This window comes from Arthrobacter sp. P1_B4 (assembly GCF_056406555.1).
In genome coordinates this window covers 18,435-31,633 of record NZ_JBFTZW010000035.1, presented here as the reverse complement: position 1 = coordinate 31,633, position 13,199 = coordinate 18,435, and the positions used below count along the sequence as shown (strand labels likewise).

Annotated in this window: 10 protein-coding genes and 1 pseudogene; 5 read left to right on the top strand and 6 right to left on the bottom strand. The window is 68.4% G+C overall.

From position 1 onward, the window contains the following. Window positions 1-205 (top strand): annotated as a pseudogene (locus AC1D1W_RS12545) (hypothetical protein); the annotation flags it as partial. A 130-nt stretch (window positions 206-335) separates the two neighbouring features. Here the strand turns inward: AC1D1W_RS12545 and AC1D1W_RS12540 are convergent. The 4 genes from AC1D1W_RS12540 to AC1D1W_RS12525 all read right to left on the bottom strand — a co-directional run bounded on the left by AC1D1W_RS12540 (window position 336) and on the right by AC1D1W_RS12525 (window position 5,014). Next, window positions 336-1,172, bottom strand: coding sequence for a DUF559 domain-containing protein (locus tag AC1D1W_RS12540; protein ID WP_476943855.1), 837 nt, complete (start codon window positions 1,170-1,172; stop codon window positions 336-338). 533 nt (window positions 1,173-1,705) lie between these two features. Further along, window positions 1,706-2,806, bottom strand: coding sequence for a polyprenyl synthetase family protein (locus AC1D1W_RS12535; RefSeq protein WP_028276664.1), 1,101 nt, complete (start codon window positions 2,804-2,806; stop codon window positions 1,706-1,708). A gap of 9 nt (window positions 2,807-2,815) precedes the next feature. After that, window positions 2,816-4,210: a geranylgeranyl reductase family protein gene (locus AC1D1W_RS12530; protein WP_476943854.1), complete on the bottom strand. Its 1,395-nt coding sequence runs from the start codon at window positions 4,208-4,210 to the stop codon at window positions 2,816-2,818. 12 nt (window positions 4,211-4,222) lie between these two features. Beyond that, complete coding sequence (locus AC1D1W_RS12525; RefSeq protein WP_084476083.1) at window positions 4,223-5,014, bottom strand: demethylmenaquinone methyltransferase; 792 nt, start codon at window positions 5,012-5,014, stop codon at window positions 4,223-4,225. 153 nt (window positions 5,015-5,167) lie between these two features. On the opposite strand from AC1D1W_RS12525, the gene AC1D1W_RS12520 reads away from it, so the two are divergent. The 4 genes from AC1D1W_RS12520 (at window position 5,168) to AC1D1W_RS12505 (ending at window position 9,536) form a co-directional block, all read left to right on the top strand. After that, entirely contained in the window at window positions 5,168-6,562 is a 1,395-nt protein-coding gene (locus tag AC1D1W_RS12520) for an isochorismate synthase (RefSeq protein WP_476943853.1), read from the top strand. Window positions 6,563-6,802: 240 nt separating this feature from the next. Continuing rightward, window positions 6,803-7,756, top strand: a complete 954-nt coding sequence (locus tag AC1D1W_RS12515) for an ABC transporter substrate-binding protein (RefSeq protein WP_476943852.1) — start codon at window positions 6,803-6,805, stop codon at window positions 7,754-7,756. A 35-nt stretch (window positions 7,757-7,791) separates the two neighbouring features. Continuing rightward, window positions 7,792-8,763, top strand: a complete 972-nt coding sequence (locus AC1D1W_RS12510) for an amino acid ABC transporter permease (protein WP_243181961.1) — start codon at window positions 7,792-7,794, stop codon at window positions 8,761-8,763. Further along, on the top strand, window positions 8,760-9,536 hold the full coding sequence (locus tag AC1D1W_RS12505; protein ID WP_028276658.1) for an amino acid ABC transporter ATP-binding protein: 777 nt from the start codon (window positions 8,760-8,762) through the stop codon (window positions 9,534-9,536). Before AC1D1W_RS12510 ends, AC1D1W_RS12505 begins: the two co-directional genes overlap by 4 nt. Before the next feature lie 81 nt (window positions 9,537-9,617). Here the strand turns inward: AC1D1W_RS12505 and menD are convergent, their stop codons facing one another. Together menD and argS are read right to left on the bottom strand one after the other, a co-directional pair. Continuing rightward, complete coding sequence (gene menD / locus AC1D1W_RS12500) at window positions 9,618-11,351, bottom strand: 2-succinyl-5-enolpyruvyl-6-hydroxy-3-cyclohexene-1-carboxylic-acid synthase (RefSeq protein WP_476943851.1); 1,734 nt, start codon at window positions 11,349-11,351, stop codon at window positions 9,618-9,620. Beyond that, entirely contained in the window at window positions 11,348-13,183 is a 1,836-nt protein-coding gene (gene argS, locus AC1D1W_RS12495) for an arginine--tRNA ligase (RefSeq protein WP_476943850.1), read from the bottom strand. The genes menD and argS overlap by 4 nt, the downstream gene beginning before the upstream one ends. Window positions 13,184-13,199: the final 16 nt, after the last annotated feature.

Below are 13,199 nucleotides of genomic sequence, written 5' to 3'. Positions count from 1 at the left end.
GGATGATGAGGGCTTCCTCATGTTCCTTGAGGACGAGGAAGAGCAGTTCACCTGGGGCTTCCGTGTCGGGGACCTCAGCATCCCGGATCCCATCGTGTACCGCCGCAACAACGCCCGCGGCCAGTGGAAGAGCGAGGAAGGGACCTTCTCCGAATTCGTCTTCGACATGTTCGAGTGGGCCTTCAACGACGAGGACGAAGACTAGGCTCCACGGCCTCTCCTCGGGCCGGGTCCGGCGGTCCGGGGGCACTTTGACACGGACCCGCCGTCGTCGGGTCCGGTGATCCCCTCCTGAGACGCCAATGTAGCCCCGGACGGCAGCAGCGACCTGCCCGTCACGGCCGGAAGGCCCCACTGCGCCGCAACTCCAGCACCGCCAGAACCTCCGCAACCATCCGCTCCGGGTGATGGACGACGTCGTCGTACCCGAACCTGAGTACAAGGTAACCACCGATGAGGCTTGCGTTGTTCCGCCGCCGGTCCTTCTTGACTTGCAGCGGCTCCAGGTGCGAGGCACCGTCGGTCTCCACGACGATGCAGTCCTCAACAACGAAGTCCACCTCCCCTACCCCGGAAATCTCCACATGCCGGCGCACGTGCAGCCCGGCCCTGCGGAAGGCGGTGTTGGCGAGAACTTCCAGCAGCGAATCGGCCCGCGGAATGACAAGGTCCAGCACCGACCTGGCGCGTCCGTTGCGGTTACCTTCGAGCTTGCTGCGGAGGAAGGCCAGGGTGATGTCCCCCCGGCCCACCGCACACTGGACCATGACAAGGGCCTCCAATTCAGGCAGACAGTGGAGTGCATGGATCAGGACGTCGGCGAGTCCGGCCACGGGCAGCCACGGGTGCCGGAGGTGCCTGCAGCGGCCGTGGGCCACAGTGCCGGGCGGTGCGGCCCGGTGCCCAAGACACAAATGCATGGAGTGGGCCGGAGCCAAGGTCCACAAGCTGTAGCACGGAGCGGCCGACACGCACGTCAGCAACCCCTTCAGTTCGCGCGCCGCCCGGTAGGCACCGGAATCCTGCGGAAGCCCATAGTGCCCGCGGCGGATCCGCACTATGGTGCCCAGGGACACGGCCGTGGCAAGCCGGTGGCGGCTGAATCCGGCCCGGCCAAGGTCCGCCGTGGCGGCCGCTCCGCCCCGTGAAGCAAGATAAGTGGCAACGTCCATTCCGCCAATGTGCCCTGCCGGGGACACTTAGGGACCGGCCCCGCTGCGCCATGTGGAAAACCTCATCCCGGACATCCACAGCCGCCGTGGGGCACTTTGACTCCAACACGCCGAGAAACCAGCCTGGAAGCAGACCGCAGCGCGGCAAAGTGGCCCCGCTCGGCCGCAGTCACGCGAGCGGCCGCCTCATGTGCCCGGGGCGTCCGCCAAGCCGCCGACCGAACCCGTGACAATCAAATTACAAAACCGCTAGACAGCATTACAAAGTTGTCATATGCTCTTTCTTGGGTTCACCAAATGCCTCCGGTGGATCTGATGCGAACGGAGAAATGGCCCCGGTTCGGCACAACGGAAGACTCGAACGTTGTGAGGAACCGGGGCCATTCCGTCTAAGCCGGAAGCCAGGTTAATCGGCAGGCTGCGCCCAGCCGGAAGAACCGGCCGGGGAGCGACTCCGGCCCGGCTGTACCGCCGGGCCTGGCGTAGCTGGTGTGGCCGGAGGCCGGGCCCAGCGGCAGGACGGCGGTGGACGCCTAGCTGCTGCGGTCCACTACGGCGTGGGCGAAGCTGGTCAGCGAGGCCTTTACGACGCCCTCAGGCAGCGGGGCAAGGGCGGCAATGGCCTCATCGGCCCAAGTGCGTGCCACCACCCAGGACTGTGCAGTGACGGGGTGCTCCCGGAGTCCGGCCACGGCGGCGGCCAGGGCCTCATCCGAGCTGAGGTCACCGTCGATCAGCGTCAGCAGTTCGACGGCGGCCAGGTCGCCGTCGCGGGCCGCGTTGCGCAGCAGCAGCACGGGCAGGGTGGGCACGCCCTCGCGCAGGTCGGTTCCCGGCGACTTGCCGGACTTGACCTTGATCCCGGTGACGTCAATGACGTCGTCGGCGAGCTGGAAGGCCACGCCCACCTTCTCGCCGTACTCGACCAGGATCGGCTCGTAGGCTTCGTCGGCGCCGGAGAAGATCGCACCCAGCTGCCCGGAGGCGGCCACGAGCGAGCCGGTCTTGTCCGCGATGACGGAGAGGTAGTGCGCCAAGGGGTCCTCGTCCGGGCGCGGTCCCACGGTCTCGTGCAGCTGGCCCAGGCAGAGCCGTTCAAAGGTGCGGGCCTGGATGCCAAGCGCCCGGGACCCGAGCTCCGAGACCAGGATGGAGGCGCGCGCAAAGATGAGGTCGCCGGTCAGGACCGCGACGGAGTTGCCCCAGACCTCGTGGGCCGTCGGCGCCCCCCGGCGGAACGGCGCGGAGTCCATGACGTCGTCGTGGTAGAGGGTGGCGAGGTGCGTCAGTTCGACGACGACGGCGGCCTGCACCACTGCGGGCAGGGAGGCGTCGCCAAGGTGGGCGCACAGCAGGGTCAGCAGTGGGCGGATCCGCTTGCCGCCGGCTTCCACGAGGTGGCGCGACGTTGCGTCAGCCAGGGGATCGGAGTTGGCAATGGCTTCGCGCAGCTTCTTCTCGACGCGCGCCAGGTTGGTGGTGAGCGCCGGGCCCAGCTCGGGGTCGCCCGCGATGGCCGAGAAGCCTGCCGGCAGCTGGAGCCCGGTGGCGATCGCGGTGGTGTTGAGGCTGGGTTCAGCGCTCGGCAGGCCGTGTCCGGCGTGCGTCCAGCTTTGGTCTGCAGAGTTGGTCACGGGTTAACCCTAACTTTTTGTTGCGGAAACCGCGGAGTTGGCGCCGGAGTGCGGAACGCTGTCCGTGGTGGACGCGGCCTTGTTGGACGTTGCCTGATTGGACGTGGCCTGATTGGACGTGGCGGGTACCAGGGATTCCAGGACCCGGATGACCCGGTCCTCGAAGCCCTTGGCGGCGGGATCGGTGAGGTTGGCCAGCATCCGCACCACGAAACGCATGAGCACGGGGACAGGCATACCGGTCCGTAGGGCCAGTTTCATGACGGCCGGCTTGCCGATCAGGGCGGCGAACGCCCGTCCCAGTGTGAAGTGTGAGCCCCACTGCTGGCGCACGTAGTCGGCGTAACGGGCAAGGTGCGCGTCGGCGGCCCTGGAAGCCTCTGCCCCGGTCCTCCAGCCTGCCGACGCCGACCGGGCAGCCGCGTCGGCGATGAATTCGGCCGCGAAGCGGGCGGACTCCATGGCGTAGGAGATGCCCTCGCCGTTGAACGGGGAGACCATGCCGCCGGCGTCGCCGAGGAGCAGCAGGCCGGGAGAATAGTGCGGGGTGCGGTTGAAGCCCATGGGCAGCGCGGCCCCACGGATTTCGCCCACCTGGTTGTCCGGGGTGAAGCCCCAGTCGGCGGGCATGCCGGCGGTCCATTCGCGCAGCACCTGCTTGTAGTCCAGCTTGCCGAAGTCCTTCGAGGAGTTCAGGATGCCCAGGCCCACGTTGGAGGTGCCGTCGCCGACGCCGAACACCCAGCCGTAGCCGGGCAGGAGTTTGCCGTCGCGGCCGGGAAGCTCGAGCCAGCCTTCCATCCAGTCGTCGTCGTGCCGCGGCGAGGTGAAGTAGGTCCGCACAGCCACGCCGAGGGGCCGGTCGTCGCGCTTGCCGATGCCCAGTGAGACGGCGGTGCGCGTCGAGTTTCCGTCGGCGGCGAGGACGACGTCGGCGCTGAAGTCGCGCGTCTCGCCGGTCTTGCGTCCGGAGTTGTCCAGCAGCGCGGCGCGCACGCCGGTGACCCGGCCATCCTCGGAGCGCAGCGCTTCGGTGACGCTGTGGCGTTCCAGCACGACGGCGCCCGCGGACTGGGCATGGCGGGCGAGCTGTTCGTCGAAGCCGAGCCGGGTCCGGATCAGCCCGTACTGCGGGAAGTCGGCAACCTCCGGCCAGGGCAGTTCGATCGTGCGGCCGCCGGCGATCAGGCGCAGGCCCTTGTTCCGCCGCCAGCCGTCGGTTTCGGGGTGGGCGAGTCCCAGCTTCTGGATCTCGCGGACCGCGCGCGGCGTGAGTCCGTCGCCGCAGACTTTCTCGCGGGGAAAGCTGGTTTTCTCCAGCACCGTGACGTCAATGCCGGCTTTGGCAAGGTAGTAGGCGGCGGTGGATCCGGCCGGGCCCGCCCCGACGATCAGTACATTCACAGCAGGGATCGGCTATCGGCCGGGCCGGGTGATGTTGCGGCGCAGCTTGGCCACGGGTCCGGTGTGGGCGGCCAGCGCCGCAGCGCCGGCGGCAGGGCCGGTTGAGGGGTCTGCCGGTTTCTGGGCCCGGTGCACGGCGACGATGCCGCCGCTGAGGTTGCGGTAGGTGACAGATTCCCAGCCGGCCTCCTGCAGCCAGGCCGCAAGGTGGTCCTGGTCCGGCCAGGCGCGGATGGACTCGGCGAGGTAGACGTAGGCGTCGGGGTTGGAGGAGGCCTTGACGGCGATGGCCGGCAGGGCCCGCATGAGGTATTCGGTGTACATCGTGCGCCACAGCGGCACCACGGGCTGGGAGAATTCCGCGATGACCAGCCGGCCGCCGGGCTTGGTGACCCGCAGCATCTCGGCCAGGGCCTTCTTCGGCTCGTTGACGTTGCGCAGGCCAAAGGAGATCGTGCTGGCGTCGAAGGTGTTGTCCGCGAACGGCAGGCGGGTGGCATCTCCGGCGATGAAGTCGATGTCAGGGCGGCGGCGCTTGCCGACCTTGAGCATGCCGAGGGAGAAATCGCAGGCGATGACGTTGATGCCTGCGTCGGCGTACGGCTCGCTGGAGGTGCCGGTGCCGGCGGCGAGGTCCAGGACGTGCTGGCCGGCCGATACGCCCATGGCCTCCACCACCACCTTGCGCCAACGCCGCGTCTGCCCCAAGGACAGGACATCGTTGACGACGTCGTATTTGGGGGCGACGTCGTCAAACATCGTGGCTACTTCGTCCGGACGCTTATCCAAGGATGCTCGGTTCACCCTGACATTGTCTCAAATGATCGGCGCTCCCACGAACGGGCCGCCAATTGACGCGGCTTTCACCTGCGGCAACGGCCGCCGCGGCCCCGTGGAGGCCCGGCCGGCTCGTGTATAACCACCCAATGGGCGATCACGGGCTAGTGTTATGCCATCATGACGAGCACGTTCCGCACCTTGACAGTCCCCCTCGATGCCGAAACTTTCCCCGGGGGCCTGCCGTCGTTTCTGGTCCGGGACGATGTCCTCTGCTGGACCCGCCGCGAGGCCGGTCTCGTGGGCTTCGGCGAGATAGCCCGTTTCACCGCCACCGGGCCCGAGCGCTTCCTTGAAGCGGACATCTGGTGGCGCCACCAGGTCCTGGAGGCCGACATCCAGGACAGTGTTTGCTGCCCCGGCACCGGCCCGGTCGCCTTCGGCTCCTTCGCCTTCTCCAAGGCCTCCGCCCATGAGTCCCGGCTGCTGGTCCCGGAAATCGTTGTCGGGCTCCGTGACGGCCAGGCCTGGCTGACCCAGCTCACGTTCGACGACGGCGACCTCACCGAAGCCGGTGCCCGCGCCGCCCTGGACCGCTGGCTTCACAGCACCAGCGCCAATCCCGGGACCAGCGCCAATCCCGGGACCAGCGCGACCGTCGTGGACGACCCGGTGCCGGCGGCCGCGCAGGCCGGTGGCGCCGTCGTCCGTCCTTTGCCATTGGCCGCAGGGGCAACGTTGCACACCGGCTCGCTCAGCGAGGAAGGCTGGATGGCCGCCGTTGCCGCCGGCGTCGCGGAGATCCGGACCGGCGCCCTGGAAAAGCTGGTGCTGGCGCGGGACGTCGTGGCCACCGTCCCCACCGGCGTCAAGGCCGCCGAGGTGCTGCGCGAACTGTCCGCCCGGTACCGCGAATGCTGGACGTACGGGGTGGACGGGCTGGTGGGGGCTACTCCGGAAATGCTGATCCAGGTGGAGGGCCGCACCGCGCAGGCGCGCGTCCTGGCCGGCACCCTGGACCGCCGCGACGCCGATGGCATGGCGGGCTCGCCGCTGGAATTCGCCGAACGGGTGCTGGCCGGCTCCGAGAAGCAGCGGCACGAACACGACATCGCAATCCAGTCCCTGACCACGCAGCTGGCCCCGTTTTCCGAGGCCATGAACGCGCACAGCGAGCCCTTCATCCTCGAACTGCCCAACGTGTGGCATCTGGCCTCGGACGTCAAGGCTGAACTGGCCGAGGTGGAAGGCCACGTCCCCACGTGCCTGGCCCTGATCAACGCGCTGCATCCGACCGCCGCCGTCTGCGGTACCCCCACCACCGTGGCCGGGGCGCTCATCCGCAAGCTCGAGCACCTGGACCGCGGCCCGTATGCCGGGCCGGTCGGCTGGCTCGACGCGGCCGGCAACGGCGAGTGGGGCATCGCCCTGCGTGGCGCCGTCATCGAATCCCCGCACACGGTCCGGCTCTATGCGGGCTGCGGCGTGGTGGACGGCTCGGTTCCCGAGACTGAGCTCGCCGAGACGTGGGCGAAGTTCCGGCCGATGCTGGAGTCGCTCGGCATCAGCAGCTAGGCCGCGGGCCCGGTGACGCCGCCCGGCCGGCGAATCGGCCGTCGGACTTGCACCGCAGGAACTGGCGAAACGGACAGGAATCCGGGATCACAGACAGATCGGGCATTAAAGATATTGCATTCGGGTCTGGTTTAGTTATCCAATAGTGAAACTTAGTTTTCTGTGACGTACATCTCTTGTTCGGCGATACACTATAAATCGGCCTCGTTACGCATCCCTCCGGCAACAAAAGGTAAGAAAATGCAGATCTCCCCTTCGCTCCTGAGCAACCCCGCAATGAAGGTCGCCACGGTGCTCGCCGTCGGCGCATTGGCCTTGACGGCCTGCACGAACGCCTCCGAGACCGGCCCCTCCGGCGCGGCTTCCGCTTCGGGCAGTGCCGCGGCCAGCTTTGACCCCAGCACGGTCCAGAAGGACGATGCCCTGGCGGCCATGTTGCCCGAGGCGATCAAGGCTAAAGGCACCCTGACCGTGGGCTCGGATACCTCCTACGCCCCCGCGGAATTCCTCGGCACCGACGGCCAGACCCCCGTGGGCTACGACGTCGACATCGCCAAGGCGATCGGTGCGGCGCTCGGCCTGAAGGTCCAGGTCCAGACGGCCGAATTCACCGGCATCCTTCCGGCTCTCGGCCCGAAGTACGACCTCGGGGTCTCTTCCTTCACGATCAACCCGGAGCGGCTTGCCGCGGTGAACATGGTCAGCTACTACCAGGCAGGTACCGGCTGGGCCGTTCAGAAGGGCAACCCCAAGAAGATCTCCCTCGATGACCTCTGCGGCAAGTCCATCGGCGTGCAGACCGGCACCATCCAGGAAGATCCGGACCTCTCGAACCGCAACAAGAAGTGCACCGCCGAGGGCAAGCAGCCCATTAACATCGTGACCCTCAAGACCCAGACGGACATCACCACCCGACTGGTCAACGGCAGCATCGATGCCATGGCCGCCGACTCCCCCATCATCGGCTACGCACTGACCCAGACCAACGGCCAGCTCGAGAAGCTCGGCGAAGTCTACGATTCTGCTCCCCAGGGCATCGCCGTCGCCAAGTCGGACACGGCCCTGGCGGACGTCGTCCAGAAGACCATGACCAAACTGATGGAAGACGGTTCCTACAAGAAGATCCTTGAGGGCTGGGGCGTCACCGACGGTGCCATCACCAAGTCCGAGGTCAACCCGGCGGTCGCGTCTTGAGCCTCCCCACAACCGGATCCGCAGCAGGGGCAGAGATGGACAGCCATCAGGACCCTCACGCCGCACCGGTACTGAACAATGCAGTACCGGTACGGCACCCCGGCCGCTGGATCAGCGCCATCATCATCGTCGGCTTCCTGCTTGCCTTCCTGCAGAGCCTGTTCACGAACCCCAACTTCCGCTGGGACGTCGTCGGCACCTACATCCTGGACACCAAGGTGGTCCAGGGCGTCGTCTGGACCCTGTTCCTGACATTTGCGTCCATGGTCCTGGCCATCGTCCTGGCCATCCTCCTGGCGTTCATGCGGCAGTCCGACAACCCGGTGTTCCGCTGGTCCAGCTGGACCTGGGTCTGGTTCTTCCGCGGCACACCGATCTACACCCAGCTGCTGTTCTGGGGGCTCGCCACGGTTCTCTATCCGACGATCGTCCTCGGAATCCCGTTTGGTCCTGCAACCTACACCTGGGTGACCTCGGACCCCACCCACGGCCTGATCCCGGCCATCCTGGGCCTGGGCCTGAATGAGTCCGCGTATCTCGCAGAGATTTTCCGGGCCGGCCTGAAGTCCGTGGACCAGGGCCAAAGTGAGGCCGCCGAGGCCCTCGGCATGACAAAGGGCAAGATCATGCGGCGGATCATCCTGCCGCAGGCCATGCGCGTCATCGTGCCGCCCACCGGCAACGAGACCATCGGCATGCTGAAGACCACGTCGCTGGTCCTGGCTGTGCCATTCACGCTGGACCTGACCTTCGCGACGAACGCCCTGGCCAACCGGATTTACCTTCCCATTCCGCTCCTGATTGTCGCCGCCTTCTGGTACCTCGTCATCACCAGCATCCTGATGGTGGGCCAGCACTTCATTGAGGCGCACTACGGCAAGGGCGTGGACAACCGGGTTCCGGCAGCGATCAACCCCGCCGCCGCCAAGGCGTCCGCAGCCGTGGCCCCCAGCGCCAACGCCGAGCCGGACCTCAAGATGGACTTCCCCGAGGAGGAGGCGAAATGACGATCACCACAGAGCAGCCCCTGGTCAAGATCGAGGGCCTTCACAAGTACTACGGCACACACCACGTGCTGCGCGGCATCGACCTGACCGTCAACCAGGGCGAGGTGTCGGTTGTGATCGGCCCGTCCGGTTCGGGCAAGTCCACCATGCTGCGCTGCGTGAACCTGCTGGAGACCATCAGTGCCGGGCGCATTTCGGTGGGCGGCGACCTGATCGGCTACCGCGAGGTCAAGGGCAGGCTCCATGACCTGAAGACCAAGGAAATCGCCGCCCAGCGCCGCGAGATCGGCATGGTCTTCCAGCGCTTCAACCTGTTCCCGCACAAGACCGCGCTGCAGAACATCATGGAGGCCCCGGTCCAGGTCAAGGGCCAGTCAAAGGCCGTCGCCCGCAAACGCGCCCTGGAGCTCCTGGACCGGGTGGGGCTCGGCGACCGCGCCGGACACTACCCCTCCCAGCTCTCCGGCGGCCAGCAGCAGCGCGTCGCGATTGCCCGGGCCCTGGCCATGGACCCCGAGCTCATGCTGTTCGATGAGCCCACGTCCGCGCTCGACCCTGAGCTCGTGGGCGATGTCCTGAACGTGATGAAGGACCTCGCCAAGTCGGGCATGACCATGATCGTGGTGACCCACGAGATCGGCTTCGCCCGGGAGGTCGGCGACCGCCTGACCTTCATGGACGGCGGCATCGTCGTGGAGTCGGGCGACCCGCGGGAGGTCCTGGCCAATCCCCAGCACCCCCGCACCAAGGAGTTCCTCAGCCGGGTGCTGTAGCCCGGACAATTCCATACCGATTTCGGGCAGCCGCTACGTGGATCCACGTAGCGGCTGTCCTTTTTCGTAGCGGAACGGGGGCTACGTCTGCGGGAGGCCCTCCACGGCCGTGGCCACCGCGGCCCGGATGGCGCGGTGCAGTTCCCCGAGCCGGTGCCGGTCCGTGCGCACCTCGATGATGCTGCGGCCCACCAGCGGACCGGACAGCGCCTCGGCGAGTTCCGCCGTCGTGCCGACCTGGCGGTGCGGGACGCCGTATGCCGCGGCCAGCGCGGCGAGGTCCACCCGCTGCGGGGTGGCGAAGAGGCGTTCGACGGCGTCGCCGTAGCGCCCCGCCGCGGCGACTGTGCCGTGCTCCAGGAGCCCGAAGATGGCACCGCCGGCGTCATTGAGCACCACGATCCGCAGCTGCGGTTCGGTCTCGCCGGCGCCGAGCAGCAGTCCCCCGGCGTCGTGCAGGAACGTCACATCCCCCATGAGAACGGTGGTTTCCTGGCCGCCGCCAAGCGCGATCCCGGTGGCGGTGGACGTGGTGCCGTCGATCCCGGCCAGGCCCCGGTTGGCGAACATGGTGGCCTGGGGTTCCGCGGGCGGCGCCCCGGCGAGGTCGACGTCGCGGATTCCGTTCGAGGAGCCCAGGACCAGCTGCCCGCGGGCGTGTTTCCAGACTTCGGCACCCACCGACGGGCCGGTCGCGGCCGGGGATGCGGCCAGGATCAGGTCCACGGCATGCTGCGCGGCGACTCCTGCCAGCAGCCAGGCATCGAGCCAGGCGGCAGATCCGCGGCCGGCGAATTCCGCCAGGTCCGCCAGGGTTTCCAGCGGCAGTTCGGTGCGGCGGCCGGGTTCGTACCAGGCCACCGGAACGGGCTGGTACAAGGCCGACGGGACATCCGCCCGCTCCAGCAGCGCGCTCACCGGCCGGGAGAGCGTCGGCCGGCCGAAGAGAACCACGCGTTCGATCGGCTGTGCCGCGTCCGCGCCGAAGTGCTCGATCAGCAGCCGGTAGGGCCCTACCGCGTTGGGGCCGAAGCGGGCGTTGGAAGACGGCTCGGCCAGCAGCGGCAGGCCGTGCGCGCGGGCGAAAGCCTCGGCGACCGGGCCGGCGTCGTGCCCGGCCAGCACCACGGTGCGCCGCTCCGGCAGCGCCGTCGACGCGGCCGGAAAGTCCAGGGCCAGGGGGTTCCGGGCGGCCCGGTAGATGCCGCGTCCGGCGGCCGCGGGCAGCCCGTCGCCCACGGCCGGGACCAGCGGGTCGCGGAAGGCAAGGTTCAGCTGCACCGGCCCGGGCGGGGCGTCCTCGAAAGCTCCGGTGGCGGCACTGAGGGCCGTGTCGACGGCGCGCTGCGGATCGCTGCCGGCGGGCACGTCGACGGCGAAGCGGACGTGGTCGCCAAAGAGGTCCAGCTGCACGGTGGTCTGGTTGGCGCCGGTCCCCCGCAGCTCCTCGGGCCGGTCGGCGGAGATGACCACGAGCGGCACCGCGGCGTGGTTGGCCTCCATGACGGCCGGGAGGAGATTGCCGACGGCGGTCCCGGACGTGGTCAGGACGGCGGCGGGCGCACCGGCGGACAGGGCCAGGCCCAGGGCCGTGAAGCCGGCGGACCTTTCGTCGATCCGGACCAGCAGCTCCACCCGTCCGGCGGCTTCGGCCTCGGCCAGGGCGTAGGCCATGGGCGCCGAGCGCGATCCCGGGGACACCACCACCTGGCGCACACCGGCGGCGAGCAGCGTGTCGACGGCGATGCGCGCAGCCTCCACCGCGGTCAGGCCGCCAGGAGCTGAAGAGCCCGCAGCGGAATCCGCCGGACTCACATGTTCTCCGGCGTTTCGATGCCCAGCAGTTCCAGGCCGCCGGAGAGGCGGCGCAGCGCCAGCGCGCACAGGGCCAGCCGCGAGTCACGGACCGATTCCTCCGCTTTGAGCACCGGGCACTGGTCGTAGAACGTGGTGAAGAGCTGTGCGAGCTCAAAGAGGTAGCCGCACAGCCGGTGCGGCTCCAGCGCGTCCCGCACCTTGTTCAGCGTCGCGTCGAACTCCAGCAGGTGCAGGGCCAGCGCGCGTTCTGCGGGTTCGACGACGGCGATCGCCGTGGCGGGGCCGCCGGATGCTTCGGCTTCCGGCGTGCCGGCCGCCGGAGTTCCCGCGGCGCCGGCTGCAGGCCTGCCGCCGTCGCCGGTGATCCCTTCCAGTACCCCGGCTTTGCGCAGGATGGAGCGGATCCGCGCCGCAGCGTACTGCACGTAGGGCCCGGTGTTGCCGCTGAGGGCGAGCATGCGGTCGAAGTCGAAGACATACTCGGTGTCGTGGCCGGTGGAGAGGTCGGCGTACTTGACGGCGCCGATGCCCACCTGGCGGGCGGTCACGGCGCGCTCCGCGTCGCTGAGCTCGGGCCGGCTCGCGTCGATGACGGCGCGGGCACGGTCCACGGCCTCTTCGAGCAGGGCCATGAGCTTCACCGGGGCGCCGGAACGGGATTTGAGGATCTTCCCGTCCTCGCCGAGCACGTTGCCGATCTGCACATGCACGGCCTCGACCGTCTCCGGAAGCCACCCGGCGTCCCGGGCACTGGCCATGACCATGCGCAGGTGCACGTTCTGCGGGGCGCCCACGACGTAGAGGATCCGGTTGGCCGCCAGGTCGCGGACCCGGTAGCGGATGGTGGCGAGGTCCGTGGTGCCGTAGCCGTAGCCGCCGTCGGACTTGCGGATAATCAGCGGCAGCGGCTGCCCGTCGCGGCCGGTAAATCCTGCGGGGAAGGTGCACAGGGCGCCGTCGCTGATCCGGGCCAGGCCGCGTTCCTCGAGTTCCTGGCACAGCTGTGCCAGATGCGCGTCGTAGGAGCTTTCGCCGGCGATGTGGTCATCGGTAAGGCTGATGCCGAGGGTGGAGTAGATGGCGTTGAAGTAGCGCTTGGACTGGGCGACCAGCCGCTGCCAGACGGCGAAGGTCTCCTGGTCGCCGCCCTGCAGGGCAACGACCCGGAGCCGGGCCCGGGTGGCGAAGCCGTCCTCGTCGGTGGCGGAGGCATCGAACTTGGCCCGGGCAGCCTGGTAGAACGCGCTGGGGTCCTCCACCAGCAGCGCCGCCTCCGGGGAGTCCTCGCCGATCTCCAGCCAGTGTTCGATCAGCATCCCGAACGGGGTGCCCCAGTCACCGATGTGGTTCTGCCGGATCACGGTGTCGCCGAGGGCTTCGAGCGCCTTGACGAGGCTGTCCCCCACCACGGTGGTGCGCAGGTGGCCGACGTGCATCTCCTTGGCGACGTTCGGGGAGGAATAGTCGACGACGACGCGCTGCGGTGTCGGGGCGGGCGCGACGGCCGTGGCCGGGGACGCGGCCTGGACCGACTCTGCATTGAGCAGTTCCTCGATCCAGGTGCCGTCAAAGCTCAGATTGATGAAGCCGGGCCCGGAGATTTCCACACTGGTGCAGATGCCGTCCAGGTTCAGGGCGTCCACGATCCTGGCGGCGGCGTCCCGCGGCGGCACGCCGGCCTTTTTGGCCAGGGCCATGGCGGCGTTGATCTGGATGTCGGCGAACTGGGAGGGCCTGACCACCGGATCCGTCTGCCGGAACTCTTCGCCAAACGCGGTGGCAATTGCAGCCTGGACTCTGGGGACAACCAATTCGGCCGGATTATTCACAGTCCCAAATTATCAG